This is a genomic window from Paraperlucidibaca baekdonensis (assembly GCF_003387535.1).
Taxonomy (GTDB): domain Bacteria; phylum Pseudomonadota; class Gammaproteobacteria; order Pseudomonadales; family Moraxellaceae; genus Perlucidibaca; species Perlucidibaca baekdonensis.
Genome location: NZ_QUNR01000001.1, coordinates 688,998 through 715,200, shown reverse-complemented (window position 1 = coordinate 715,200; position 26,203 = coordinate 688,998). Strand labels below are relative to the sequence as shown.

22 protein-coding genes are annotated in these 26,203 nt (G+C 58.7%); 18 read left to right on the top strand and 4 right to left on the bottom strand.

Annotated elements, in window-relative coordinates; all coding sequences use genetic code 11:
* Positions 1-63 precede the first annotated feature (63 nt).
* Genes leuS through DFR26_RS03325 form a run of 4 tightly spaced genes read left to right on the top strand, consistent with a single transcriptional unit; the run spans position 64 to position 5,082 of the window.
* Positions 64-2,655 carry a leucine--tRNA ligase gene (gene leuS, locus DFR26_RS03340; protein ID WP_116207508.1) on the top strand — a complete coding sequence of 864 codons (2,592 nt, stop codon included), beginning with the start codon at positions 64-66 and terminating at the stop codon, positions 2,653-2,655.
* Between the two features lie 19 nt (positions 2,656-2,674).
* Complete coding sequence (locus DFR26_RS03335; RefSeq protein WP_116207507.1) at positions 2,675-3,244, top strand: LPS-assembly lipoprotein LptE; 570 nt, start codon at positions 2,675-2,677, stop codon at positions 3,242-3,244.
* Positions 3,228-4,256 (top strand): DNA polymerase III subunit delta, encoded by a 1,029-nt coding sequence (gene holA, locus DFR26_RS03330; RefSeq protein WP_116207506.1) that lies wholly within the window; start codon positions 3,228-3,230, stop codon positions 4,254-4,256. Before DFR26_RS03335 ends, holA begins: the two co-directional genes overlap by 17 nt.
* Positions 4,257-4,290: 34 nt before the next feature.
* The gene (locus tag DFR26_RS03325; protein WP_116207505.1) at positions 4,291-5,082 is read left to right on the top strand and encodes an acyl-CoA thioesterase; all 792 of its coding nucleotides are present in this window, start codon (positions 4,291-4,293) and stop codon (positions 5,080-5,082) included.
* 10 nt (positions 5,083-5,092) lie between these two features.
* Here DFR26_RS03325 and DFR26_RS03320 read toward each other — a convergent pair whose 3' ends face one another.
* Positions 5,093-6,205, bottom strand: coding sequence for an META domain-containing protein (locus DFR26_RS03320; RefSeq protein WP_116207504.1), 1,113 nt, complete (start codon positions 6,203-6,205; stop codon positions 5,093-5,095).
* Positions 6,206-6,304: 99 nt separating this feature from the next.
* On the opposite strand from DFR26_RS03320, the gene DFR26_RS03315 reads away from it, so the two are divergent.
* Genes DFR26_RS03315 through mltB form a run of 7 tightly spaced genes read left to right on the top strand, consistent with a single transcriptional unit; the run spans position 6,305 to position 13,199 of the window.
* Positions 6,305-7,561 (top strand): glutamate-5-semialdehyde dehydrogenase, encoded by a 1,257-nt coding sequence (locus DFR26_RS03315; protein WP_116207503.1) that lies wholly within the window; start codon positions 6,305-6,307, stop codon positions 7,559-7,561.
* Positions 7,536-8,225 carry a nicotinate-nucleotide adenylyltransferase gene (nadD, locus tag DFR26_RS03310; RefSeq protein WP_147300260.1) on the top strand — a complete coding sequence of 230 codons (690 nt, stop codon included), beginning with the start codon at positions 7,536-7,538 and terminating at the stop codon, positions 8,223-8,225. Before DFR26_RS03315 ends, nadD begins: the two co-directional genes overlap by 26 nt.
* On the top strand, positions 8,222-8,581 hold the full coding sequence (gene rsfS / locus DFR26_RS03305) for a ribosome silencing factor (RefSeq protein ID WP_116207501.1): 360 nt from the start codon (positions 8,222-8,224) through the stop codon (positions 8,579-8,581). The genes nadD and rsfS overlap by 4 nt, the downstream gene beginning before the upstream one ends.
* A 15-nt stretch (positions 8,582-8,596) precedes the next feature.
* Positions 8,597-9,064, top strand: coding sequence for a 23S rRNA (pseudouridine(1915)-N(3))-methyltransferase RlmH (rlmH, locus tag DFR26_RS03300; RefSeq protein WP_116207500.1), 468 nt, complete (start codon positions 8,597-8,599; stop codon positions 9,062-9,064).
* A gap of 18 nt (positions 9,065-9,082) precedes the next feature.
* Positions 9,083-10,987, top strand: a complete 1,905-nt coding sequence (mrdA, locus tag DFR26_RS03295; protein ID WP_116207499.1) for a penicillin-binding protein 2 — start codon at positions 9,083-9,085, stop codon at positions 10,985-10,987.
* On the top strand, positions 10,984-12,129 hold the full coding sequence (gene rodA / locus DFR26_RS03290; RefSeq protein WP_116207498.1) for a rod shape-determining protein RodA: 1,146 nt from the start codon (positions 10,984-10,986) through the stop codon (positions 12,127-12,129). The genes mrdA and rodA overlap by 4 nt, the downstream gene beginning before the upstream one ends.
* A 23-nt stretch (positions 12,130-12,152) precedes the next feature.
* Positions 12,153-13,199 (top strand): lytic murein transglycosylase B, encoded by a 1,047-nt coding sequence (gene mltB / locus DFR26_RS03285; protein ID WP_116207497.1) that lies wholly within the window; start codon positions 12,153-12,155, stop codon positions 13,197-13,199.
* A gap of 46 nt (positions 13,200-13,245) precedes the next feature.
* Here mltB and DFR26_RS03280 read toward each other — a convergent pair whose 3' ends face one another.
* Complete coding sequence (locus DFR26_RS03280; RefSeq protein ID WP_116207496.1) at positions 13,246-14,046, bottom strand: crotonase/enoyl-CoA hydratase family protein; 801 nt, start codon at positions 14,044-14,046, stop codon at positions 13,246-13,248.
* Between the two features lie 148 nt (positions 14,047-14,194).
* Here DFR26_RS03280 and DFR26_RS03275 point away from each other — a divergent pair, with 148 nt between their 5' ends.
* From DFR26_RS03275 to DFR26_RS03250, 6 genes are all read left to right on the top strand, one after another.
* Positions 14,195-15,343 carry a D-alanyl-D-alanine carboxypeptidase family protein gene (locus DFR26_RS03275; RefSeq protein WP_116207495.1) on the top strand — a complete coding sequence of 383 codons (1,149 nt, stop codon included), beginning with the start codon at positions 14,195-14,197 and terminating at the stop codon, positions 15,341-15,343.
* A 29-nt stretch (positions 15,344-15,372) separates the two neighbouring features.
* Positions 15,373-15,657: a YbeD family protein gene (locus tag DFR26_RS03270; protein ID WP_181898971.1), complete on the top strand. Its 285-nt coding sequence runs from the start codon at positions 15,373-15,375 to the stop codon at positions 15,655-15,657.
* Between the two features lie 3 nt (positions 15,658-15,660).
* Positions 15,661-16,332 carry a lipoyl(octanoyl) transferase LipB gene (gene lipB / locus DFR26_RS03265; protein WP_116207493.1) on the top strand — a complete coding sequence of 224 codons (672 nt, stop codon included), beginning with the start codon at positions 15,661-15,663 and terminating at the stop codon, positions 16,330-16,332.
* Positions 16,333-16,391: 59 nt separating this feature from the next.
* Positions 16,392-19,865, top strand: a complete 3,474-nt coding sequence (locus tag DFR26_RS03260; protein WP_116207492.1) for a PAS domain-containing hybrid sensor histidine kinase/response regulator — start codon at positions 16,392-16,394, stop codon at positions 19,863-19,865.
* Between the two features lie 75 nt (positions 19,866-19,940).
* Entirely contained in the window at positions 19,941-21,173 is a 1,233-nt protein-coding gene (locus DFR26_RS03255; RefSeq protein WP_116207491.1) for an FAD-dependent oxidoreductase, read from the top strand.
* 2 nt (positions 21,174-21,175) lie between these two features.
* Positions 21,176-21,955 carry a class I SAM-dependent methyltransferase gene (locus tag DFR26_RS03250; protein ID WP_181898970.1) on the top strand — a complete coding sequence of 260 codons (780 nt, stop codon included), beginning with the start codon at positions 21,176-21,178 and terminating at the stop codon, positions 21,953-21,955.
* Positions 21,956-21,977: 22 nt separating this feature from the next.
* On the opposite strand, the gene DFR26_RS03245 is transcribed toward DFR26_RS03250, so the two are convergent.
* Positions 21,978-22,649: a response regulator gene (locus tag DFR26_RS03245; protein ID WP_116207489.1), complete on the bottom strand. Its 672-nt coding sequence runs from the start codon at positions 22,647-22,649 to the stop codon at positions 21,978-21,980.
* Between the two features lie 17 nt (positions 22,650-22,666).
* Positions 22,667-24,619, bottom strand: a complete 1,953-nt coding sequence (gene acs, locus DFR26_RS03240; RefSeq protein ID WP_116207488.1) for an acetate--CoA ligase — start codon at positions 24,617-24,619, stop codon at positions 22,667-22,669.
* 208 nt (positions 24,620-24,827) lie between these two features.
* On the opposite strand from acs, the gene DFR26_RS03235 reads away from it, so the two are divergent.
* Positions 24,828-26,129, top strand: a complete 1,302-nt coding sequence (locus DFR26_RS03235; protein ID WP_220375690.1) for a DcaP family trimeric outer membrane transporter — start codon at positions 24,828-24,830, stop codon at positions 26,127-26,129.
* Positions 26,130-26,203: the final 74 nt, after the last annotated feature.

The following is a 26,203-nucleotide window of genomic DNA, read 5'->3' as shown; positions in this document are numbered from 1 at the left end:
CGCGACCTCGGCGCATAGCGTATCCTATGGCGCATTTCGCGTAATTCGATGAGCTAGTATTTTATGCAAGAACAGTATGTGCCGCAGACCGTTGAAGCCGCCGCCCAAAGCGAGTGGCACGCCAGCAATGCCCATCTCGCCAATGACGCCGATGCGCGCCCGAAATACTACTGCTTATCGATGTTTCCCTACCCCAGCGGCAAGCTGCACATGGGTCATGTGCGTAACTACACCATTGGCGATGTGCTTAGCCGCTACAAGCGCTTAAACGGCTTCAATGTTCTGCAACCGATGGGCTGGGATGCCTTTGGCCTGCCCGCTGAAAATGCTGCGATGAACAACCAAGTGGCACCAGCCGAATGGACGTACGCCAATATTGAGTACATGAAAACTCAGCTGAAATCGCTGGGGCTGGCCATCGATTGGACGCGCGAAATCGCCACCTGCAAGCCCGATTATTACCGCTGGGAACAATGGCTGTTTACTCGCCTGTTCGAGAAAGGCGTGATTTATAAAAAGACTGGCAGCGTGAATTGGGATCCGGTCGATCAAACCGTGCTCGCCAACGAGCAGGTCATTGATGGTCGTGGCTGGCGCTCCGGCGCGGTCGTGGAAAAGCGCGATATCCCCATGTATTACTTCGGCATTACGCAATACGCCGAGCAGTTGCTTGCCGACCTTGATCAGCTCGATGGCTGGCCTGAGCAAGTCAAAACCATGCAGCGCAACTGGATCGGCAAAAGCTTTGGTGCCGACATTAGCTTCGATTATGACCTTGCAAGCACTGGCATTAATGGCCAGCTCACGGTCTACACCACCCGCCCCGACACCCTAATGGGCGCGACTTATGTGGCTGTGGCCGGCGAACACCCCTTAGCCCAACGCGCAGCCGCCAACAATCCAAAGCTTGCCGCGTTTATTGCTGAATGCAAAGCCGGCTCGGTGGCCGAAGCCGACATGGCCACAATGGAGAAAAAGGGCATGGCCACCGGCCAGTTCGTCATCCATCCGCTCAATGGCCGCCAGCTGCCCGTGTACGTGGCCAACTACGTGCTCTGGGGCTATGGCGAAGGCGCGGTGATGGCCGTGCCCGCGCACGACGAGCGCGACTTTGCCTTTGCCACGAAATACGCACTGCCTATTGAGCCGGTCTACGTCGGCCCCGACGCCTTTAACGCCCTCGAATGGCAGGACTGGTATGGCCAAAAAACTGGCCTGAGCGCTATCGCCGATGGCCGCGACTTCAATGAGCACTTCGATGCCATCATCGCCGCCTTGGAGGCCAATGGCCACGGCGCGCGCAAAACCCAGTTCCGCCTGCGCGACTGGGGCATCTCGCGGCAACGCTATTGGGGCTGCCCCATTCCCATCATTCATTGCCCTGCCTGCGGCGATGTGCCGGTGCCCGAAGATCAGCTGCCGGTGGTGCTGCCCGAGCATGTCGTGCCCGATGGCGCTGGCTCGCCGCTGGCGCGCATGCCCGAATTCTACGAGACCAACTGCCCCACCTGCGGCGGTCATGCCAAGCGCGAAACCGACACCATGGACACCTTCGTGGAGTCATCGTGGTACTACGCGCGCTATGCCTCGCCGCAAAGCACACGCGCCATGGTCGAGCCCGCGGCCGCCCAGCATTGGCTGCCGGTCGATCAATACATCGGCGGCATCGAACACGCGATTTTGCATCTGCTCTATGCGCGCTTTTTCCACAAGCTCATGCGCGATGAAGGTCTGCTCAGCGGCGATGAGCCATTCAAGCGCTTGCTCACGCAAGGCATGGTCATTGCCGAGACGTTTTATCGCGAGGCCGAGGGCGGCAAAAAACAGTGGATCAACCCGGCCGATGTGCAGCTCACGCGCGACGACAAAGGCCGCATCACCGGCGCCATACTCACCGCCGATGGCCAGCCGGTGATTCACGGTGGCATGGAAAAAATGTCGAAGTCGAAAAATAACGGCGTCGACCCGCAGGCCATGATTGAGCGCTTTGGCGCCGATACCTCGCGCGTGTTTATGATGTTTGCGGCGCCGCCCGATCAGTCGCTGGAATGGTCCGATACCGGCGTGGAGGGCGCTAATCGCTTCCTCAAACGCCTCTGGCGCATCGTCCATGAGCATGTTGCGCAAGGCCCAACGGCAACGCTCGACCTCGCCAGCTTAAGCCGCGATGACAAAGCCCTGCGCCGCAAACTGCACGAGACCATCGCCAAAGTTAGTGATGACTACGAGCGCCGGCAGACCTTCAATACCGCCATCGCGGCGATTATGGAGCTGCTCAACGCGCTACCGAAAACCATCAGCACGCCAACCACACAGGCGCTGGTGCGCGAAGCCTTGCTCGCCGCCGTGACCTTGCTCTCACCGATTGCCCCGCACATTGGCCACGCGCTGTTGCAAGCCCTGGGCTTGCCTGGCGGCCTCGCTGATGCCCAATGGCCGGCAGTCGATGCCAGCGCACTAACGCGTGATAGTCTGACGCTGATGATTCAGGTCAATGGCAAATTGCGCGGTCAGATTGAGGTCGCGCCCGATGCCAGCAACGCCGATATTGAAGCCGCCGCCCTCGCCAATGACGAAGCGCAACGCGCCATGGCTGGCGCGGCGGTGAAAAAAGTCATTGTGGTGAAGCAAAAATTGGTCAATATCGTTGTCTAAATTACGCAGGAGTTTCGCCATGCCCCGTTTGGCACAAATCGCCGTTGTGGCATTTATTGCACTTGGCCTCAGCGCCTGCGGCTTCGCCTTGCGCGGCAGCTACACGCTGCCTGGCGTCCTCAACCCCATTGCCGTGATTGGCGACGATAGCGCCACCCGCAAAGACTTAAGCGCCAGTATTATTCGCGCCGGCGGGGTGATTAGCGACGCCGCACCGCTGCGCCTCCACCTCACCGCCGAACGCATCACGCGGCAAACCACGAGCATCGACTCGCGCGCGAAAGCTGCCGAATACACGCTCTTTTTCGAACTCGAATACCAATTGCGCTACCCCAGCGGCCTACCCGCCACGCCCGAGCGCATCATTCGTCTGCGCCGCACCTATCAGTTCGATAACACCCGCATTGTCGGTAAATTTGAGGAAGAAAATACCCTCATCGATGATCTGCGCCAGCAAGCTGTGGCGCAAATCATGACCCAGCTCACACGCCTCAACGCCGATGATCTAACACCCGAGCTCGATACGCCAACCGACGCTCCCAGCGCCGCGCCAAGCACCCGCTCAGCTGCCGATGCAACTCCGCGCTGAGCAGCTCGCGCGGGCGCTTGAAGCACCGCTAGCAGCGCTGTATTTAATCAATGGCGATGAGCCCTTGCTGGTGCAAGAGGCTACCGACGCCATTCGCGCCGCCGCCCTCAAACAAGGCTTTGATGAGCGTGTGCGCCACGATGTTGAGCGCAGCTTTAGCTGGGATCATGTCCTCGCCGATGCGCAAGCGCTATCGCTGTTTGCCCAGCGCCGGCTCATGGAAATCCGCTTCAACAACAAGCCCGATAGCGCCGCACAGCAAGCACTCTGCGCCCTCGCCGCACAGCCGCCGGAAGACACCGTTGTGCTTATTGTGCTGCCAAAAATCGACGCCAAAAGCCAAAAAGCCAAATGGTTTAGCCAGGTCGAGAGCGCCGGTGTCGGTGTCTCGATTTACAGCGTTGATGCCCATGAGTTGCCGAAATGGCTCACAGCCCGCGCCAGCCGACTCGCTCTTAGCCTGCCCGCCGATGCCCTGCAGCTCATCGTTGACCGGACCGAAGGCAATTTGCTGGCCGCCGCGCAAACCATCGAAAAACTCAAGCTGTTACACCCCGATGCGCCGCCCAGCGTTGAAGATGTGGCGGCCGTGGTCAGCGACAGCGCGCGCTACTCGGTGTTTGATTTAGCCGATGCCGTACTCAATGGCGACGCTGCGCGCACGGCACGTCTCGTGCTGGGCCTGCAAGCCGAAGGCGTGGCGGAGTCCATCGTGCTGTGGGCCTTACAAAAAGATTTACGCGCCCTAACGATCATTGCCGAACAACTGCATAGCAGCGGCCAGCGCCAAGCCTCGCCACAACTACTCTCGCAGCATGGCTTCTGGTCGCGCCGCCAAGGCCCAGCGCAAGCGGCCCTACGGCGACTCAAGCTGCCCCGCTTGCAACGCATGAGCAGCGGCGTCATCGACATTGATCGCGCCATCAAAGGCCAATCTGCTGAGCGCGCTTGGGATGGCCTCTTGCGACTCGCCATGGCCATGGCCGGTCGGCCATTATTTACCGGCCAATAAGCCGATCATCATCTGCGTACAATAGGATAACGCCATGAAATTAGTTGATATTTTAGCCACCGTTGACGATGCCAGCGCGCACGTACCCGAGGGCTGGGGCCAAGGTCGTGCGACCTACGGCGGGCTGGTCGCCGCGCTCATGCAAACGCACCTTGAACGCAGCACGCTGCAAGGTCGGCCTTTGCGCAGCGCTAGCATTCATTTTATTGGGCCCGTCGCGCCCGGCGAGGTGCAGTTTAGTAGCGAGCTTATTCGTAGCGGCAAGTCGTCATTGCAGGCGCAGTGCCGTTTGCTGCAAGGCGGCAAAACGCTGGCCATGCTGACGGCCACCTGTGGCGAGTCACGCGCCTCGGAAATCATCGTGCCGGCCTCGCTAGCACCCACCAGCATTGGCCCCGATGAAGGCCAGGCGATGCCCGACCTGCCCGGCTTAGTGCCAGACTTTATGCAGCGCTTTGATATCCGCTGGGGCGTCGGAGGCCTGCCATTTACCGGTGCGGCGAGTGCCGATATCAGTGGCTGGGTGCGACTGCGCGAGGCGATGCCTGCCAACACCTTGCTGACACCCGCCATCATCATGGCGTATGTCGATGCGTGGCCGCCAACCACGCTGCAAATGTTTAGCCGCCCAGCGCCGGTCAGCACCATGACGTGGACACTCGATTGCGAGGTGTTAGCAGAGCCCATCACGGCGGATGGTTGGTGGCAATATGAGGCGCAAACGCTCAGCTCGGGTGATGGCTACACGGTGGCGCGCTCACAGCTGTGGTCGGCATCTGGGCAACTCGTGGCGAGCTCGCAGCAGCATGTGGCCGGCTTTTTATAAGCCGCAAGCACTAGTGCATTTCGTTGGCGATTAGCCGCGCCAGCACGCGATCGCCGGCGAGCAATTCCAAATAGCTGCCCACCACTCGGTAGGCAGCGGTTTGCTGCAAAACCTGTAGCCAGGCGCGCTCAAGTGCTTGCTGCGACGGGCCTATGCAAGCGCGTCGGGTCGTGCTCACGGCATCGAAACTGAGCGCGTTGTCATCGGCCCGATACGCGCTACGCAAGGTATTGCAACCGCTGTGGCCGCTGACGTGACCGTCATCGTGCAAGCGCAGCGCTAAGGGCGGCGCTAACGGGTCGGCGGGAATAGGCTCATTGCCAATGGCCAATACGCGCCACGGCGTATCGCGCAATGGCAGGCTCGCCGCCCCAGCGCCAATGGCGCATGTCTCGCCCGGCCAAAAGCGTTTCACACGCTGAATATCTAACTGCCACACCGGGCCTGCTGCTGACTCATTGGCCGAGGCCAGACGCGCGCTAAAACTACCCAGCACACTGGTCAATACCGGCGTCTCGGCGTCTGCATCTAGCAACTTCTGCGCTACGCGGTACTGCTTGCTCACGCTCACGGGTAGCGCCTCAATGACCTGCATGTCGCGGCCTGTTAGGCACTCTTGAAAGCGCACGGCATCAGCATGGATGCTGAGCTGGCCAAGCAGCCGCATGGGCCCCGCTATGGGGTCAAGACCCGTCTCACGGTTCAACACATAATCGCGAATGGAGCGAATGTCGCTGCCCGATGGGTCGAGCTGGCGCAAATGGCCATCGGCCTGGAGGCGAAACTGCCGCACCGCCTCACTGCCGCCGCGCAAAATCAGGCGTGACTCATCACCACTTAAGCGCGACCAGCGGCCAACATCGAAAAATACCTCGCTACCACGGCGACGCTTAGACGCCGGGTACTCATCACGCAAATGAAAACTGCCGTCGGCAAAAAGCGTGAGCGCCTGTTGGTGTGGCACGCAACCCGGGCACGTCACATCGCCAGACCACGTGGCTGGTAGATTGGCAATCGGAGGCGGCGCTGGATAAAACGGCCACAGGCTGCAAGCGCCTAAGGTCATTGACAGCGCGAGCAATCCTGAGCGCGACCAGCCGCGTAGGTGAGCAGGACGTATCATGGCTGTGAAAATCCCACGCGCCTGCGCTATTGTAAAGCCCGAATGCCGGTCGCCGACTAACTTCGCTATACTCGCGGCATTACAGGAGACAACAACTCGATGGATATTTCCGCTTATATGCTGCAACTCGGCGCGCAAGCCCGCAGCGCCTCGCGTGTGATTGCCCGCGCCAACACGCACGCGAAAAATGCCGCGCTGCAAGCCATTCACGATGCCCTGCTCGCGCATCGCAGCAAAATCATTGCCGCCAACACCACCGATGTCGATGCTGGCCGCGCCAATGACCTAGACCCCGCCTTGCTCGATCGCCTACAGCTCGATGACGCGCGCTTCGACGGCATGCTCGAAGGCTTGCGCCAAGTCATCGCGCTGCCTGATCCTATCGGCGAGATGAGCGATTTCACCTATAGGCCCTCGGGCATTCAGCTCGGCAAAATGCGCGTGCCGCTGGGCGTCATTGGCATCATTTATGAGTCGCGCCCGAATGTCACGCTGGAGGCCGCCTCGCTGTGCCTAAAGTCGGGCAATGCCGTGATTTTGCGCGGCGGCAGCGAAGCCCTGCACAGCAATCAGGCCATCGCCATGGCCATCAGTGTGGGCTTGGTCAATGCCGGCCTGCCCGCCAGCGTCGTGCAGGTGGTAGAGACCGCCGATCGTGCCGCCGTGGGTGCGTTGATTACCGACAGCGAACACATCGATGTCATCGTGCCACGCGGCGGCAAAGGCCTCATCGAGCGCATCATGCGTGAAGCGCGGGTGCCGGTGATCAAGCACCTCGATGGCAACTGCCACGTGTTCATTGATCGCGATGCCGATCAAGCGAAAGCCGGGCGCATTGCGCTGAATGCGAAAACCCATCGCTATGGCGTTTGTAATGCTATGGAGTCGCTGCTGGTTGACGCGCCAATTGCCGCGAAATTGCTGCCGATTTTGGCTGAGGCTTATCGCGCTAAGGGCGTCGAATTGCGCGGCTGCGAGCAGACTTGCGCGATCTTGCCCGATGCCCTGGAGGCCAGCGAGGCCGATTGGTACACCGAATACTTAGCGCCGGTGCTGGCCATTAAAGTGGTGAGCGGCCTCGATGAAGCCATCGAGCACATCAACCAATACGGCTCGCACCACACCGACGCCATTGTCACCGAACATTACGCACGCGCGCGGCGTTTCCTCGCCGAGGTCGACTCGAGCTCGGTCATGGTCAATGCCTCGACGCGCTTTGCTGATGGCTTTGAGTATGGCTTAGGCGCTGAAATTGGCATCTCCACGGATAAAATTCATGCCCGCGGCCCGGTTGGCTTAAATGGCCTGACCTCGCAGAAATGGGTGGTGTTTGGCGACGGCCAAATCCGTCAATAAGCGCATGGACTTGCTCTTTGGCGGCTCGTTTGACCCGGTGCATCGCGGCCATGTTGATACCGCCCGCGCGGCACAAGCGCTGCTCGGCGCTGACACAGTGCATTGGCTGCCAACGCCGGGCTCGCCGCTGAAGTCGGCCTCGCACGCGAGCGCCGCACAACGCGCCGACATGCTCAGCCTGCAGCTCGCGCACTGCCGCGAGAGCAGCTGGCGGCTTAGCGATGATGAGCTCAGTCTGCCGCCGCCGGTCTATACCATCGATACATTGAGGCGCTGGCGTGCACACGGCGGCGCCGATCGCCCACTGGCCTTTTTGATCGGCGCCGATAGCCTGCATAGCTTGCCGAAATGGCATGATTGGCAGCAGCTGACCGATATCGCCCACCTGATCATTGCAACGCGCCCTGGTGTCACCGATGACTGGCCCGATGCTGTGAAAATATGGCTAAAAAGTCGCCGTATTGGCGAGGCCAAGCTGTTACAATCGCGCCCCTTCGGCGCTGTGCTTGAACTCAACACGCCCGCCCGGGATATCTCAAGCACTGAGCTTCGCCAGCGCATCAGACAACACATACCGTTAGACAACTGGCTTGCCACGCCGGTTCGCGACTATATTGACAGCCACGGCCTTTACCGTGCCACGGAGACAGCAGCAAGCTCATGAATGTTCTTGACGACGATACCCAACGCTTAAAAGACGCCGCCCTCAACGCGCTGGCCGACATGAAAGCTCAGCAAGTGACCACGCTCGATGTGCGCGAGCTGACCAGCATGACCGATGTCATGATCATTGCCAGCGGTACCTCCACGCGCCATGTGCGTGCCCTCGCCGAAGAGGTGCAAGTGAAATCGAAAGCCGCCGGCTTCCCGCCCATTGGCGTGGAAGGTGAGCGCGAAGGCGAATGGGTGCTGATCGATCTGGCGGGCGTCATTGTTCACGTGATGCTGCCGGCCACCCGCGTATTCTATGACCTTGAGCGTCTATGGACGGCTCAAGGCGCCACCACGCCTAGCGCTTAAGGCGCGCCTGCTGCGATGAAAATTCGTCTCATCGCAATCGGCACGCGCATGCCCGACTGGGTCACCGCCGGCTACCACGAGTTTGCCAAACGCCTCAACGACGATGTGCGTTTGGAGCTCGTCGAGATCGCCGCCGGCAAGCGCGGCAAAGCCGCCGACATTGCCCGTCTGACTCAAAAAGAAGGCGAAGCGCAGTTGGCGGCCATTGGCAGTCAAGATCGTGTGGTTGCCCTCGAAGTCCTCGGCAAACCCTGGCGCACCGAGGATTTATCGCAAAAACTCCGGCAATGGTTAGCCGAAGGTCGTAATATCAGTTTGCTTATTGGCGGCCCCGAAGGCTTGTCGAGTGAGGCTTCCGCGCGCGCCGACGAACACTGGTCGTTATCGCCATTAACGTTGCCGCACCCCTTGGTGCGCGTCTTGTTGGCCGAACAGATCTACCGTGCCTGGACGCTGCTCAAAGGCCATCCTTATCACCGCTAGACAAATTACGTTGTGCCCATGAAGCCTGACCAAAATGCCCCGCGCGATCGCATGACCATGAAAAATAAGCTCTCCGAAGTGAGCTTATTTAAGCAGCGCGCAGCATTTGCAGGGGGCTTTATTGTCTTTGCGTTTTCCTTGCTGATCATACGTTATGGCTGGCTGCAACTGATGCAGCATGAGGTCTACGCCACGCAGTCGGAAAACAATCGCATCCACCTCGAAGCCATCGCCCCACCGCGCGGATTTATATACGATCGCAATGGCGTCTTACTCGCCGACAACCGCCCAACGTTTGCCTTGGTCGTCAACCGCCAGCAAGCCGGCGACCTCGACGAGATGATCAGGCAATTAACACCGATCATTAACCTCATGCCGGAAGAAGTGGAGCGCTTCAAAAAGCGTCTACGCGTGTCACGCCGCTATGAGTCAGTGCCCATCCGCTCGCGCATGAGCGAAGAGGATTTGGCGAGTTTTTCGGAGCGCCGCTATTTATTCCCCGGTGTCAGTGCGGAAAATGATATTTCTCGGTACTACCCGCAAGGCGAGCTCTTTGCTCACGTGCTCGGCTATGTCGCACGGATCTCAGAAAAAGAGCAAAAAAGCCTCGATAGCGCGGCGTATGCCGGCACCAACCTGATTGGCAAGCTCGGCATTGAGCGCTACTACGAATCGGCACTGCATGGCCGAGTCGGCTATCAGCACGTAGAGACCAATGCCTTTGGCCGGCAAATTCGGGTACTGAAACGGACCCCGCCTGAGCGCGGCACTGACCTCACCTTAAGCCTCGATATTCAGCTCCAACAAATTGCCCACGAGCAACTTGCTGGCCGACGCGGCGCGATTGTCGCCCTGGATCCGCGCGATGGTGCCGTGCTGGCCTTTGTCAGCAACCCCGGCTTCGATCCCAACCTGTTTGTCGGCGGCATTCCCTCTTCACTCTACAATGGCCTGCGCGACCACCTCGACCGGCCGCTCTATAACCGTGCCTTACAGGGCGTCTACCCACCCGGCTCAACCATCAAGCCCTTTGAGGGGCTGGGCGGCATTCATTACGGTTTGGTGGACTGGGACTACCGCATCAGCGACCCGGGGTATTTCATGCTGCCGGGCGTCAACCACCGCTTTCGTGACTGGAAAAAGCAAGGCCATGGCATCGTCAATCTCACCAGCGCCATCGAAGAGTCTTGCGACACCTACTTTTATCAGCTCTCCGACCGCATGGGCGTTGACCGCTTCCACGACTGGATGGCCGAGTTTGGCTTCGGCAAAGACACCGGCATTGATTTAGTCAATGAGAAAACCGGCACGCTACCGTCCGTGGCGTGGAAACGTCAGCGCCTCAACGCGCCGTGGTATCGCGGCGAAATGATGTCGGTGGGCATTGGTCAGGGCTACTTCACCGCCACGCCATTGCAAATCGCATTGGCCACGGCCATTGTCGCCAATCGTGGCCATAAAATTCGCCCGCACCTGCTGCTCAGTAGCAGCGATCCATTGGTCAAGGCTGAGCTGCCAGCGCCGGAACCCATTGCCTTTAATGGCACGCCCGAGGATTGGGACAAAATGCATTTTGCTATGCGTGAGGTTGTGCACGGAGCGCACGGCACCGCTGGGCGCTTGCGCATTGGCCTTGAGGGCTATGACATTGCAGGCAAAACCGGTACAGCGCAGGTCAAAGGCATCAAGCAAGGGGAAACATACGATGAATCCAAGCTCGATGAACGCCATTATGACCACGCCTGGTTTATGGGCTTTGCGCCGGTCGATGACCCGGTGATTGCCGTCGCCGTGCTGGTGGAAAATGGCAAACACGGCAGCAGTACCGCCGCACCGATTGCGCGCTCGCTTTTTGACTATGAGATCAATCGCGTGATGGCCGCGCCGCCAGTGCTTGACACCGACGAGGACAGCGGCGAATGAATAATCAACAACGCTACGCCCGCAACGCACCCAATACCGGCGCTGACTTTCAGCGTAAAACCGACACCTGGAGCATGCTGCGGCTTGACCCCACGCTCACCTCGTTGCTTATTGCCGCAGCTATTTTGGGCTTGATTGCGCTCTACAGCGCCAGCGGTGCCGATGCTGCCATGACCTTTAAGCAAGGCACTAGCTTCGCGCTCGGCTTTGTCGTCATGCTCGTTTTTGCACGCATCACACCCAGCAGCTACGCCTATATTTCGCCGTGGTTTTACGGCGCCGGCGTCATCATGCTGGTGGCCGTGGCCGTGTTTGGTGAAATTCGTATGGGCGCGCAACGCTGGCTGACCATCCCCGGCATTACCAGTGTGCAGCCCTCCGAGTTTCTCAAGTTAGCCATGCCAATGATGACCGCTTGGTATCTGTCATCGCGCCCTATGCCGTTGCGCTTTCGCGACCTCTGCGTCTGCATCGTGATGATCCTCACGCCGGTCGCGCTAGTCGCTGAGCAGCCCGATTTAGGCACGTCTATTTTGGTGTTTATGAGCGGTTTTTTTGTGCTGTTTTTCGCTGGACTGTCGTGGCGCCTGATGGGCTCGATGCTGGCGATCGCCTGCGCCATTGCACCGATTGCCTGGAACTTCTTGCACGACTACCAGCGCCGCCGCGTACTGACACTCTTTGATCCCGAGTCGGACCCGCTCGGTAATGGCTGGAATATCATCCAATCGAAAACCGCCATTGGCTCCGGTGGTCTGGTCGGTAAAGGCTGGCTCGATGGCACGCAGTCGCATTTGCACTTTTTGCCCGAGGGCCACACCGACTTCATCATTGCCGCCTACTCGGAAGAGTTTGGCTTTATTGGCGTGATGATTTTGATCACGCTGTATTTGGCCATCCTCACCCGCGCGATTCAAATTGCCAGCAACGCCCAAACTTCGTATGGTCGGCTGCTGGCTGGCGCGATCACCATGTCGTTTTTTGTTTATGTCTTTGTCAACGTTGGCATGGTCAGCGGCATTTTACCTGTGGTGGGCGTACCTCTGCCTTTCATCAGCTACGGCGGCACGGCCATCATCACCTTGATGTCGGGCTTTGGCGTGCTGATGTCCATTCAAGCTCATCGCAAACTGATGGGCTAAACCATGCACATGGAGCAAGCAGTATGACTTTAGGATTTTCATGGCGCGCAATAGTGGCTGCCGTTGCCCTCGCCACCGGCGGCCAAGCAGCTGCCGGCGACTTTTCCAACTACGACGAGCTCAATGACATGATTGAGCAGCTCGAAGCTCAAAATATTTATGCGCCGGGCGAGCTCGCGAAAATTTTTCAGCAGGTTGAACGCAAAGACCGCATCTTGGAGCTGATTGCGCGCCCCGCAGAAAAAAGCCGCGAATGGAAAGACTATCGTCCCATCTTCATTCAAGACTCGCGCGTGCAGGCTGGCCTCGATTTTTGGCAGCAATATCAAGAGCCACTGGCCCGCGCCGAAGCAGAATACGGCGTGCCCGCCAGCATGATTTTGGCGATCTTGGGTGTAGAAACCAAATTTGGCGGCAATAAAGGCGGCTACCGCGTTATTGATGCACTCGCCACGTTGGGCTTTGACTACCCGCGCCGCGCGAAGTTTTTCCGCAAAGAGTTGCGTGAGTTCTTAATTTTATCCAAGCAAAATGGCATTGACCCCTTAGAGGCCAAAGGCTCGTATGCCGGCGCCATGGGCTTTCCGCAGTTCATGCCATCGAGCTGGCGCCGCCTCGCCATCGACTTCGACGGTGATAACCGTATCGACTTAATCAACAACCCCGTGGATGCCATCGGCTCCATCGCCAACTACTTCAAGGCCAATGGCTGGAAGCCCGGCGAGCCCGTGACTGTGCGTGCGAGCATCCATGGAGATGACTACGACGATGCCACCAGCGATGACCTGAAAACCACCAGCACCATCGCAGCCTTAGCGAAGGCAGGCATCACCCCACGCGTCAAAATGCGCTTCCCAGACAACCTACCAGTCTCCGGCCTGCGCTTACAGGGCGATAACGGCGGTGAGTTCTGGATCGCATTCCACAACTTCTTCGTCATCACGCGCTACAACCGCAGCATTCTCTATGCCATGGCAGCGCATCAACTCGCGGAAGAAATCCAAGCCGCACACGACAGCCAACTCGCCGGTACTACTGCCCGCGCGCGTGCTGTGAGCGTGCAGCCCTAGGCGGCGCCCTCGACCCCGCCTGTCGCCTGTCGCGATGGGCGGGGACTTAGCGCTTAATACGACGCGGCAAATACGCTTGGGCTTCGCCAGTCTGCACGGTCTTCACCGCCACCCGCTGATTTTTGCCAAACAATAAGCGCAGCTGATACCAACGCTCTAGCCAAAAAGCTTTCCCCGGCGATGCCGGCCAAGCCCGTTGAAACAGAAACTTGGTCGATGCCACCGCGTCTGGTGAGCGTGTAGCAATGCTCGCCGCTAGTGCCCGCGCCGCCGCCAATGGCTCATCGTGCGTTGAAGTCACTAAGCCCCACTGCTGGCCTTGCTCGGCGGTGAACACTTCGGCCGTCATCGACAAGCGCTTGGCAATGTCCATTGGCACGAGTTCACGCAAGCTGACCGTGCCCGACATATCCGGCACCAAGCCCCATTTTGCTTCCATGATCGATAACTCGCAGTCTGGTGTGGCCAGACGAAAATCTGCGGCTAGGGCGATCTGCATGCCTGCGCCATAGCAGCGCCCATGTAGCACGGCAATCACCGGCACCGCCAAGCGCCGCCAGACCCAAGCCACTTCCTGAAAGTTATTGGTTTGGCGCCACAATGGCCGCCAAAAATGCCGCGCCATATTGCTTGGTTTAGCCATGAAGCTGGGAATGTTTAAACCGCTGCAAAAGCTCGGCCCTTCGCCGTGAATAATTACTGCGCGCAAGCTACGGTCGTTGGCCAAATCGCGACCTGCAGCAATCAGCGCTGTCAGCGTATCGACGCTCACGGCGTTGTGCTTTTCTGCGCGCGTTAAAATCACTTCCGCAATGTCACCGTGTCGTTCGACTCGAATAGCTGCCATGCGCATTACCTCAACGGGTTGTGTTTAGCAGACAAGATTAGCAGATGGCTGCCACCGAGCGGGCATCCTGAAGTAAACTAGGCGCGCTCACGTTCAGCCCGTGCACGGCACTGGCTCGAACATGCCTTATACCGATTTAGGATTTGTTATGAATTTGCGTTTTGCCCTGACCTTGGCGTTGAGCTTGATCTCCGCCCCCGCGCTGGCGTTTGTCGTGCCCTCGGCGCCAACTCTCGACAACCGATCATCGATTTTGATCGACTTTGCCTCCGGCCAAGTGCTCACCGACAACAACCCACACATGCCGGTTGAGCCTGCGTCATTAACGAAAATGATGACCAGCTACATTGTTGAGCGCGCCCTCGAATCTGGCCGCCTCAAAGAAACCGATCTCGTTGGCGTCAGCGAACACGCGTGGTGTCGCGGCTCAAGCAATGAGTCCTGCATGTTTTTGCCGCTCAATGGCCAAGCCACGGTCATCGACATGTTGCGCGGTGTGATCATTCAGTCCGGCAATGACGCCTCGAAAGCCTTGGCCGAGCACATGGCCGGCTCAGAGCCCGCCTTTGCCGAAATCATGAATGCCGAAGCCAAGCGCTTAGGCATGAAAGACACTCAGTTTAAAAATGCCACCGGCCTGCCCAGCCCCGGCCACATCACCACCGCTTATGACATGGCCATTTTGGCGCGTGCCATCATTAAAGACAGCAATAAGTACTACCCGATTTATGCTGAAAAATCCTTCACCTACAACAACATCAAGCAAGGTAATCGCAACGCCCTGCTGTACACCGACCCCACCGTTGATGGCCTAAAAACCGGCCACACAAACGCCGCGGGCTATTGCTTGGTGGCCTCCAGCGAGCGCCGTAATATGCGTCTGATTGCTGCGGTCATGGGCACCAACAGCATGCAAGCACGCGCTGACCAAGTCCGTGCCTTGTTGAACTGGGGTTTTAGCAGCTACGAAAATGTGACCCCCATGAAAGCCGGCACCGAGCTGGCCAATGCCCCGGTATGGTTCGGCGTCAATGACACGATCTCGGTCGGCCTGGCCAATGACCTGTCGCTGACCATTCCGCGCGGCAAAAAAGATGACGTGGAGGCGAAAACTCGCCTGCAACCTGAGCTCGAAGCGCCGATCGCCAAGGGCCAAGTGGTTGGCGAGGTGGTGGTGAGCATTGGCGATAAAGTGCTTTCTACGCAGCCATTGGTTGCCTTGACCGATGTAGAAGAGGCCAATGTGGTGGTGCGCCTATGGCATTACCTCAAGCGCTTTTTGTCGCAGCTGTTTTAAGCCCACTGAACCCACACGCGAGGATGGCCATGACTGAGCGCCCCACCGACATTAAAAACGAAGAACTTTGGGAATTTCCCATGGACTACCCGTTGAAAGTGATGGGTGAGGCGCGCCACCCCATGGCGCAAATTGTTGCTGACTTAATTTGCACTTATGTGCCGAGCTTTGACCCCTCAACGATCGACATGCAAACCTCATCGAAAGGTAAATACGTGTCGATTCGCGCCACCTTTCATGCCGAGCGCAAAGAGCAGATAAACGATATTTACGCGGCGCTCGCCGCGGAGCCAGCTATTCGTTTGGTGCTCTAAGCAATGACACGCGCCTGCACGGTCTGGCATTTAGGCGTGCGTGATTACGCCGACTGCTACCGCGACATGAAGGCGTTTACCGAGGCCCGCACCGAAACCTGCAACGATCAGCTCTGGCTACTCCAGCACACGCCGGTCTACACCCAGGGGCAAGCGGGCAAGCCGGAGCACGTACTACTACCCGGCAGTATTCCGCTGGTGCAAAGCGATCGAGGCGGGCAAGTCACCTATCACGGGCCAGGCCAGCTTGTGGGCTATTTATTGCTCGATATTGATCGCTTGACACTCTCCACGCGCGCCTTTGTCGAGCGCGTTGAGGATGCCTTAGCCGCTGCCATTCAGCACTTTGGCATTGCCGCCGAAGCAAACCGCGAAGCTCATGGCGTCTATGTGCACGGTCGCAAAATGGCCTCGCTGGGCCTGCGCATTCGCCGTGGCCGCAGCTATCACGGCTTCTCGCTCAATGTCGCCATGGATATGCAGCCGTTTTTGGGCATCAACCCCTGCGGCTATGTCGGCCTAGAAATGTGTCAACTGCGCGATGAGCTCGGCCCCGATCATCCCGCACGCGCGCTCAGCGATGCCGACTTAATGAGCGCCGTAGAAGCGGCCTGCCTCACCGCCTTGAGCCAATACTTCCCCGAGCTCGACCTTAGTCGTAGCGAGCAGCGCTAGACAGTCCTGCGCACATATACCATAGTCTCAGATCGACTTTTTTCTGACGGAATGGCGCCATGCCTCAATGGCTTTTGCCCCTGGTGTCGGTGCTCTATGTCTCCCTGCTGTTTGCGGTCGCGTATTGGGGTGACCATCACAGCCCACGCCTGAGCCCACGCCAACAAGGCATCATCTACAGCCTCACGCTGGCGGTGTACTGCACCTCATGGACATTTTATGGTGCGGTTGGCGCTACGGTGACCAGCGGCTGGGGCTATCTGCCCATTTATCTCGGCCCGCTGCTGTTTATTGTCTTTGCCCGCGGCTTGATGGAACGCTTGGTGCTGATTAGCAAAGCCCAGTCCATCACCAGCATCGCCGACTTTATTTCTGCACGCTATGGCAAGGCCCAGCATCTCGCCGCCGCTGTCGCGCTCATCGCCGTTATTGGCGCGCTGCCCTATATCGCCCTGCAACTGAAAGCCGTGGCCATGAGCGTCAATGTGCTCAGCGACGCCGGCCTCAGCAGCCCCTTCCCCACCAGCGACACGGCGCTATGGATTAGCTTTGTGCTCGCCGCGCTAGCGATTTTATTTGGCACCCGCCAGATCGATGCCACCGAGCATCATCAAGGCTTAATGCTCGCCGTAGCGCTGGAGTCGGTGGTGAAGTTATTTGCCCTGCTAGCGGTCGGCGTATTCGCACTCGTTCAGCTCGATGCCCTGCCGAGCGGTTGGCTCAACGACCCCGCACTCGATCAACTGGCCCGGCCAAGCGCGTTACCACAAGGCTTTTTAGCGCAAGTGCTATTGGCATTTTTGGCCATGGTCTGCCTGCCGCGGCAATTTCATGTCGGCGTGGTCGAATGTAATGATGTCAGTCACGTGCGCCAGTCGCACGGCTGGTTTGGCGGCTACTTACTGCTGATCTCGGTGGCGGTGCTGCCCATTGCCGCGATGGCCATGCTCGACCCTGGCTTAGCCGCGATTCATCCCGACATTGCCGTGCTGGCTTTACCGCTGGCAAGTAACAACGAAGCACTCGCGGTACTGGCGTTTTTGGGCGGCTTCTCGGCGGCGGCTGGCATGGTCATTGTCGCCAGTGTTGCGCTCTCAACCATGGTCACCAATGACCTGATCGTGCCGCTGTTGCTGCGCTCGCGGCGCTTCGGCCAACGCTTGGCCTTGCGCCTGCTACTGATTCGACGCCTATCGATTGTTGGCTTAAGCCTATTGGGCTATGGCTACTACCGTGTCATCGAGGAATTCTCGCAGCTCGCCGCAGTGGGCTTATTGGCGTTTTCCGCCGTGGCGCAATTTGCACCGGCGTTATTGGCCGGACTGTTTTGGCGCGGCGGCAGCCGTCAAGGCGTGATGGTAGGTCTGATTGCCGGCACCGGCGTGTGGGCCTACACCTTAATGATTCCAGCACTCTTGCCGGCCATGGGCTTCGACTCTAGCTGGCTCAGTGACGGTCCTTTTGGCCTGAGCTGGCTACAGCCGCAAGCATTATTTTATTTGGCAGGATGGGATCCGCTCACCCATGGTGTGTTTTGGTCGCTGCTGGTCAATATCAGCTGCTTTGTGGTGGTGTCGTTGCGCTTTCGCCCGGGCATCAGTGAACAGCTTGAAAGCAGCTATTTCCTGGATCCTTTTACCTCGCCCAGCCAACAGCTCCCTACCGAAGAATGGCAGCGCCTGCCGCTGCGCGAGCTGCACGCGCTGGCCTCACGCATCATGGGCGAAGACAGCACCAACCAAGCCTTTGAGCAATTTGCCCGAGGTCGCGGCCAAGTGTTGGATTTGCGGCGTTCGGCCAGTCGCGCCTGGGTGCAATTTACTGAGCGCCTGCTCGCCGGCGCTATGGGCGCGGCATCATCTCGCGCTATTTTGACCACAGCGCTGCGCGGCAGTGGCTTGGAAATTGGCCAGGTGGTGGCACTCCTCGATCAAAGCTCGCAGCTGCAGCGTTTCAACCGCGGCGTGCTCACCACCATGATGGAGCATATTGAGCAGGGCATTAGCGTGGTCGATGCCGATATGCGCTTAATGGCGTGGAACCGGCGCTACCTGGAGCTCTTTGATTACCCCGAAGGCATGGTTTATGCCGGCTGCCCAGTGGCCAATCTCATTCGCTATAACGCCGAGCAAGGCGAGTGCGGGCCGGGCGTGGTTGATGCGCACGTTGAGCGGCGCATACGCCACATGCGCGAAGGCAGCCCACATGTCTTTGAACGCGTGCGCGCCGATGGTCAAGTGCTTGAAATGCGTGGACGTCCAGTGCCCGGCGGTGGTTTTGTGACCACCTTCGCCGACATCACCCATTTCAAGCGAGCCGAGCGCACCTTGGCCGATGCCAAAATTGAGTTGGAGGCGCGCGTTGCGCTGCGCACAGCCGAGTTGCAAACGGCGCTCGCCGCACAAGAGCAGGCGAAGCGCTTGGCCATCGAGGCGAATCAATCAAAAACACGCTTTTTGGCCGCCGCCAGCCACGACATTTTGCAGCCCATGAACGCCGCCCGGCTATTTTCTTCGGCGCTCAACCAACACCCCGCGCTGACCGGCGAAGTCGGCACATTGGCGCAGCAGCTCGATAGCTCCTTGCGCGGTGCCGAAGAGCTACTCTCGGCATTACTAGATATTTCTCGCCTAGATGCCGGCGCCCTGCTACCCCATCCTGAGGCGATTGCCCTCGATACGCTGCTGCGCGAACTCGTGGAGCAGGTGCAACCATTGGCGGCGCAGCGCGGCTTGAATCTGCGATTGCGATTGCCGCAGCAGGCCGTTTGGGTCAGCAGCGATCGGCAGTGGCTGCGACGCATCATTCAAAACTTACTCAGCAATGCCTTGCGCTACACCCGCAACGGTGGCGTGCTGGTCGGCCTTCGTTCGTGCGATGACGGCAGCGGCTGGCGACTCGATGTGCGCGATACCGGCCCCGGCGTGCCGATTGGCAAGCAGGCGAGCATTTTTGAGGAGTTCCAACGCGGTGGCGAAGCCTCACCGTGGGGCGAAAAAGGCCTCGGCCTGGGTCTCGCGATTGTCGACCGCATGGTGCGTCTGCTGGGTCACCGCATTGGCCTGCGCTCCAAAGATGGCCGCGGCGCCTGCTTTAGCGTTTGGATGAGCCGCTGCGATCCGAAGCAGCGCGCCTCAACGCCGACACAACTCCCCACCACCAGTGCCGGCAGCCTAGAGCAGCTCGTCGTACTCTGTATCGATAACGAGCCTGATATTTTAGCGGGTATGCAAGCATTGCTCGGACGCTGGGGTTGCACCGTGGTGGTGGCGAGCAACGGCATCGACGCGCACGCGCAGCTGCTGCAACATCAGCCGCAGGTGATTTTAGCGGACTACCATCTAGCCGATGGCGAAGATGGTTTAGACTTGCTGCTTACGTTGGTACCTGGCCGCGTGGGGGCGCTAGTCACCGCCGATCATAGCGACGAGACGGCCAATGCCGTGCGTGCGGCGGGACTGGGGCTGCTGCGTAAGCCACTGAAACCGGCTGCGTTACGGGCATTTTTGGCGGCCAGCGTCCAAGCGCTATAACAGCATGCGCGGCGTATTTTCTGCGAAATCAACGACTCAGGCCTGAGCTGGCGGCCTGCACAAGGCGAAGCGTTTATGCAGCAACACATTGCGATTATTGGCAGCGGCATGGCCGGCTTGGCGAGCGCGCATTATTTGGCGCGCGCAGGCCATCGCATCAGTATTTTCGAAGCGCAATCAGGTCATGGCATGGATGCGCACAGCCTGCATTGGCAAGGTGGTCTCGTGGATGTGCCTTTGCGCGTCATGAGTCCACAGGTCTGGGGCAGCGTCATCGATTTAGCTGCCGCGGTGGGCATCTCCACCTTTCCGGTCGATACATTCGCCGCCTGCAGCTGGCTCGATGATGGTGATACGTGGTTTCGCAGCAGCCGCCTGCTCGGCTTGCCCAGCGTGGGCTCATGGCATCACCTCGGCCTCAGCAGCGCACGCCTGGCGCGTGGCCTCTGGCAACTCAAGCAGCGCACCCATGCACTAAGCGCCGATGACCCACGCCGCTTAGCTGAGTTCTTGGCCGAGCAACCGTTTGATCCGCTGTTTTGGCGAGGACTGGTGCTGCCCTTGCTAACCACAATTTGCACCTGCGATGAACAGCATCTGATGGCCTGGCCCGCGCAGCAATTGCTGACATTGCTCAATACGATTATTCACGGCGACACCCTCGTGCGCCTGCATGGCGGCACGCCAGCCTTGGTGGCGGCTTTAGCGCGAGACGTAGTGCGCATCAGTGGCAGTCCGGTGCAATCGGTTCGCGAAATCGCCGGTGGCATTGAGGTGCGTAATGCGCGCGGTGAAGGCGGTGTCTTTGACCGGGTGGTGGTGGCCACGCAAGCCAATCAGCTGAGCTTCCTTGATGCGCCGTGGCAGCGCGAACGCGCCCTACTAGACGGTATCCGCTTCGATCATGGTGAGCTTTGGGTGCACCGAGATCAGCGTTTCTTGCCCGCGCAGCGGCGTGACTGGTCGGCGCTCAACTACCGCATATCACGGGATTTATCGCAGGCTATGTTTAGCGTTTGGGTCAATGCCGTGGAGCCCAGCCTGGCGCAGGCCGAGCCCATTTTACAAACCTGGAATCCGCTCTTTGAGCCCGCCAGCGAGCATGTCATTGCCCGTGTGCCCTTGGCGCGCGCGGTGGTACATAGCGGCACGCAAAGTATTCAGGCCAAGCTGCAAGCACTGCATGCCGAGCCCCAGCGACGCGTATTTTTTGCCGGTTCATGGGCGTACTCCGGCGTGCCATTGCTCGAGTCTGCGGTGCGCTCAGCGCAGGCGGTGGCGGCACATATTGCCCGCACGGCACACTAACGATGGACACCCAAAGTCGTCTATTGGGTGCGCAGGGCCCTGGGCCGTATTGGGGTAATTTAGGCGACTGGCGCGCATCGTTTGATACGCCACAGCTCGACGTCACACAAGCGTATGCAGAGGCCGCCCGTCGCTTGGCCTATCAGCATGCGCGGGCAATCGACTTGGCGGCGCCTGACCAGTTACTCGAACTGGGTGCCGGCCAAGGGGCCAGCTTGGCGCTTTGGGCGGAGCTCGGCATTGACTCGGTCATCACGATGGATCGCCAACGCGCCCGCCACGCAGGGTCTCGCCATATCGCTTGTGCGTTTGATGCACCGTGGCCAGCACTGCCATTAGTCGATGCGGTGATTGCGGTCGATGCGCTCTATCATGCCCGCGACTTCGCCGCTGTGCTGCAACGCATTGGCCAACACCTGATGCCATCAGGGCGTTGGGCGATGACGACGCTGGAGATCAACCCGGCACTCTCAGGCACGGAAAAACGCGCCTTAGCGCTGCAGCTGCGGGCCTGCCGTATTGCCTGGGCAGGCGTTTGGCACGGATCGACCGATATTTTTCACGCCGCAGGGCTGCAAATATCGGGCGTTGAGGACCTCAGCGAAGCGGTGCTGAGCGGCTTTGCCGAGGCCATTGGCCATCGCGCTAAAGCTGTGCGTTGGATCGACACATGCCATCCGGCCTGGGTGAAACTCAGCCTGACGGCGCGCCTGTGTCGGCACTTGGTCAACAGCGGCAAGGTGCGCTATGTATTGATATCGGGGAACGCAGCGCGGCGCTAAGCAGCACCTGCGCCCACAGGGCTCAGTCCTCTTCCACCACCTGCGCCAGCCGCATGCTCGGGTCGAGCTGCAGTTTTGCTGCGGCTACCACTGCTTGTGTGCGGTTCGAGGCACCGAGCTTTTTCAAGATAGCGGTCATGTGCGCCTTAATGGTCGCCTCAGAAACACCCAGCTCATAGGCAATTTGCTTATTGAGTAGGCCGTCGGCGAGCATCATCAGCACGCGAAATTGCTGCGGCGTGAGGTCACGCAAGCGCTTGGCAATATCGGCTTCATCGGGGGCGAGATGCGTGGGTTGCGACGTGGCGGCGCTGGCCGGCAACCAGACATCGCCATCGAGCACTTGCGCGATGGCTTTCGCCATGTCATCGAGGCTGGTCGATTTCGGAATATAACCACTGGCACCATGCGCCACCGCACGGCGCATGACACCCGGCTCTTCGTTGCCAGAGACCACAATCACCGGCAACGCAGGAAAGCGCGCACGCACGTGAATCAGGCCTGAGAATCCTGAGGCACCGGGCATGTGCAAATCCAAGAGCAGCAAATCGGGCTCTTCGCCGCGCTCCAACAAGGTTTGCAACGACGCCGTGGTATCGGCCTCGGCGATCGTTGCGTCGGGGTATAGGCGTGCCACCGCACCTTTGAGGGCATCTCGAAACAGCGGATGATCATCAGCAATGACAAAATACATGGCACACCTCGTGAGTTTTAAGAACCGGCTTGTCGGCCGCGCACCAAGCTGTCGACCACACTTGGGTCGGCGAGCGTGGACGTATCGCCTAGGCCATCGAATTCGTTGGCAGCGATCTTACGCAGAATACGACGCATGATCTTACCCGAACGCGTTTTCGGCAAGCCCGGCGCCCATTGGATTTGATCGGGCGCGGCAATCGGACCGATCTCAGCACGCACATGCGTGACCAAGGCTTTGCACAGTTCATCGCTAGGCTCATGGCCTTCTTGCAGCGTTACATAGGCAAAAATACCTTGGCCTTTAATGTCGTGCGGAAAACCTACCACCGCGGCTTCGGCCACGGCTTTGTGAGAGACCAGCGCGCTTTCGACTTCGGCGGTGCCCATGCGATGACCGGACACATTGAGCACGTCATCGACGCGACCGGTGATCCAGTAGTAGTCATCGGCATCGCGGCGAGCGCCATCGCCGGTAGTGTAGACGCCATTGAAGGTTTTGAAATAGGTGTCAACAAAGCGCTGATGGTCGCCGTAAACCGAGCGCATCTGACCCGGCCACGAATCGGTGATGACCAAGTTGCCTTCGCAAGCGCCGGTCAACTCCACGCCTTCATTGTCCAAAATGGCCGGCTTAATACCGAAATACGGACGGCTCGCCGAACCCGGCTTCATGTCCACCGCACCGGGCAATGGCGTAATCAGCACGCCGCCGGTCTCGGTTTGCCACCAGGTATCGATGACCGGGCAGCGCGAATCGCCAACCACGCGGTGGTACCAATTCCATGCTTCCGGATTGATGGGCTCGCCCACCGAACCTAGCAAGCGCAGCGATTTGCGGCTGCTGGCGAGCGTTGGGCCATCGCCTTCGCGCATCAGCGCACGAATGGCCGTGGGCGCGGTGTAGAGAATGGTCGCCGAATGCTTATCGACGACCTGGCCAATGCGGCTCCAGTCGGGATACTGCGGCACACCTTCAAACATGATGGTGGTGGCGCCATTGGCCAATGGGCCATAGAGCAGATAGCTGTGGCCGGTGACCCAGCCGACATCAGCGGTGCACCAAAACACGTCGTCTTCGCGCAGATCAAACATATTGGCGAAGGTGCTGGTGACATAGACCAAATAGCCGCCGGTGGTGTGCAGCACACCCTTAGGCTTGCCGGTCGAGCCGGAGGTGTAGAGGATAAACAGCGGATCTTCGGCGTTCATGGCTTCGGCGGTGTGCTCAGCGGAGGCACCGGTCATCAGGTCGTGATACCAGAAGTCACGGTTGTTATCCCAGTTCACCGAGCCGCCGGTGCGACGCACAACAATCACAGTCTCCACGCCAGCACCGGCCGGTGTGCGAATGGCGTTGTCGACGTTGGCTTTCAGCGGAATGGCTTTGCCGCCGCGCAGACCTTCATCGGCGGTGATGACCACGGTGGAGCCGCAATCTTCAATACGACCGGCCAATGAATCGGGCGAGAAGCCGCCAAACACCACCGAATGCGGCGCGCCGATGCGCGTGCAAGCGAGCATGGCCACCGCCGCTTCAGGGATCATCGGCATATAAATGGTGATGCGATCGCCCTTTTTCACGCCCTTGGCGGTGAGCACATTGGCGAATTGGCAAACCTCTTTGTGCAGCTCACGATAGCTAATGTGGCGCGACTCGGCGGGGTTATCGCCCTCCCAAATGATCGCGGTTTTATCGCCGCGCTTAGCGAGCTGGCGATCGAGGCAGTTGGCCGCGACATTGAGCGCGCCATCGGCAAACCATTTGATGTGCAAGTCATCGGCATTGAAGGAGACATCTTTGACTTGCGTGAATGGCGTCATCCAGTCCACAACCTGCGCTTCTTTCGCCCAAAACGCGTCGGGATTGGCAATCGACTCGGCATAACGCGTGGCGTATTCATCGGCGGTGTTGCGCGTACCCGCGGCTAAGTAGTGGGCCGGTACGGGAATGACGGTGGCTTCGCTCATGGTGCGACTCCTTATGTTTAGAATTATTTGCTCAACACCGAGTATGCCTCGGCAATGTCTAAGCCTGCATTAGCCTTTCGTATCACTGACCCCGTGAGCGCCTAAAAAATCGCCATAGACCTAAGCACTACAGACCAAGGGCTAATACAGATTGTGTCAACCGGCGGGTATACAAGATTTGACCACTTTGCGTCGGAGAATAAAAAACATGAAACGTTTGACCAAACTTGCTCTACTCACCCCACTCGCCGCTGCCCTGCTTCCTGGTGTTGCATTCGCCGATGCCAGCAGCGAAATTTCCGCCCTGCGCGATCGCCTAGAACAGCTTGAAGCGCAAGTTGCTCAGCAAAAATCCGCTGCACCCGCTGCGGTAGCCAAGCCAGGTTCAGCCAGCTCACTACAAATTGGCAATACTAGCTTCAGTTTTGGTGGCTATATTCGTATCGATGCCTTGTACTCGAGTTACTCAGATGGTGAGCAGGCCAATGTTGTAGCACGCGATATCCACCTGCCATCACAAACACCTGTATTTAATACCACAGCAGGTGCAACCAATGCAGCCAATGTCACTGGTAAACGTAGCAGCGTTTTAGATGCACATGCGAAAACCACGCGCTTTAATGTCAAAACTAGTACCGATGCCGGCAATGGCCAAAAGATCGGTGGTTTTATTGAGTTCGATTTTTTAACAGGCGGATCTGGCACCGAAGTTGCCACCAACCGCTATGAGCCAACCTTGCGTCATGCTTTCATTACCTATGACAAATGGTTAATTGGTCAAACGTGGACTACGTTCCAAGACTTGGGCGCCTTCCCAGATACGGTTGAGTTTGTGGGAGCAACCGATGGCACTGTGTTTGGTCGCCAACCTCAAGTACGCTACACCAACGGTAGCTTCCAAGTAGCTCTGGAAAACCCACAATCGTTCTTAGGTGCCGCTGGCCCTGCCACTAACAACGACAGCAGCTTGCCTGATGTCGTTGCACGCTACACCCATAAAGCCGACTTCGGTCATGTGTCGGTGGCAGCTCTAGGGCGCCAATTAAAAGATAAAAATGCCGCAAGTGGCGCTGACACAGCTTTCGGTGGCGGCATAAGCGTATCGGGTAAAGTCAAACTCAGCAGCCATGACGATATTCGCTTCATGGCAACTCATGGCACCGGTATTGGTCGCTATGTCGCGCTTGGCCTCATTGGCGACGCCAAACTAGATGCCAATGGTGAGATCGAGACTAATGATGTTACAGCGGCCTATGTGACTTACCACCACATGTGGAATGACAAATGGCGCTCGAACCTTCAAGTCTCTGGCCTCACAGCCGACTATGAAAACGGGCTCGAATCACCCACCGACACTGAAAGCAATGTCTCAGGTCTTGTGAACGTCATTTACACAGTGGCACCAAAGTTCGACATTGGCTTTGAGTATCTGCGCAGCGAGCGCAAACTCAACAATGGCGACAAAGGTAGCTTAGATCGCGTCCAAGGCATGGCCAAATACAGCTTCTAAACGATCGCCAACCTGTGATGCACAAAGCCCCGGCTTCGGTCGGGGCTTTTTTATGCGTGACAAAGCCACAACAT

Bases quoted from the DNA above. Each gene is read 5' to 3' on its own strand.
- holA (WP_116207506.1), top strand. From the start codon at position 3,228: ATGCAACTCCGCGCTGAGCAGCTCGCGCGGGCGCTTGAAGCACCGCTA.
- DFR26_RS03325 (WP_116207505.1), top strand. From the start codon at position 4,291: ATGAAATTAGTTGATATTTTAGCCACCGTTGACGATGCCAGCGCGCAC.
- DFR26_RS03315 (WP_116207503.1), top strand. From the start codon at position 6,305: ATGGATATTTCCGCTTATATGCTGCAACTCGGCGCGCAAGCCCGCAGC.
- DFR26_RS03250 (WP_181898970.1), top strand. From the start codon at position 21,176: ATGGACACCCAAAGTCGTCTATTGGGTGCGCAGGGCCCTGGGCCGTAT.
- DFR26_RS03335 (WP_116207507.1), top strand. From the start codon at position 2,675: ATGCCCCGTTTGGCACAAATCGCCGTTGTGGCATTTATTGCACTTGGC.
- DFR26_RS03255 (WP_116207491.1), top strand. From the start codon at position 19,941: ATGCAGCAACACATTGCGATTATTGGCAGCGGCATGGCCGGCTTGGCG.
- rlmH (WP_116207500.1), top strand. From the start codon at position 8,597: ATGAAAATTCGTCTCATCGCAATCGGCACGCGCATGCCCGACTGGGTC.
- DFR26_RS03260 (WP_116207492.1), top strand. From the start codon at position 16,392: ATGCCTCAATGGCTTTTGCCCCTGGTGTCGGTGCTCTATGTCTCCCTG.
- leuS (WP_116207508.1), top strand. From the start codon at position 64: ATGCAAGAACAGTATGTGCCGCAGACCGTTGAAGCCGCCGCCCAAAGC.
- mrdA (WP_116207499.1), top strand. From the start codon at position 9,083: ATGAAGCCTGACCAAAATGCCCCGCGCGATCGCATGACCATGAAAAAT.
- DFR26_RS03280 (WP_116207496.1), bottom strand. From the start codon at position 14,046: ATGGCAGCTATTCGAGTCGAACGACACGGTGACATTGCGGAAGTGATT.
- acs (WP_116207488.1), bottom strand. From the start codon at position 24,619: ATGAGCGAAGCCACCGTCATTCCCGTACCGGCCCACTACTTAGCCGCG.
- DFR26_RS03275 (WP_116207495.1), top strand. From the start codon at position 14,195: ATGAATTTGCGTTTTGCCCTGACCTTGGCGTTGAGCTTGATCTCCGCC.
- rsfS (WP_116207501.1), top strand. From the start codon at position 8,222: ATGAATGTTCTTGACGACGATACCCAACGCTTAAAAGACGCCGCCCTC.
- DFR26_RS03235 (WP_220375690.1), top strand. From the start codon at position 24,828: ATGAAACGTTTGACCAAACTTGCTCTACTCACCCCACTCGCCGCTGCC.
- DFR26_RS03320 (WP_116207504.1), bottom strand. From the start codon at position 6,205: ATGATACGTCCTGCTCACCTACGCGGCTGGTCGCGCTCAGGATTGCTC.
- mltB (WP_116207497.1), top strand. From the start codon at position 12,153: ATGACTTTAGGATTTTCATGGCGCGCAATAGTGGCTGCCGTTGCCCTC.
- DFR26_RS03245 (WP_116207489.1), bottom strand. From the start codon at position 22,649: ATGTATTTTGTCATTGCTGATGATCATCCGCTGTTTCGAGATGCCCTC.
- rodA (WP_116207498.1), top strand. From the start codon at position 10,984: ATGAATAATCAACAACGCTACGCCCGCAACGCACCCAATACCGGCGCT.
- lipB (WP_116207493.1), top strand. From the start codon at position 15,661: ATGACACGCGCCTGCACGGTCTGGCATTTAGGCGTGCGTGATTACGCC.
- DFR26_RS03270 (WP_181898971.1), top strand. From the start codon at position 15,373: ATGACTGAGCGCCCCACCGACATTAAAAACGAAGAACTTTGGGAATTT.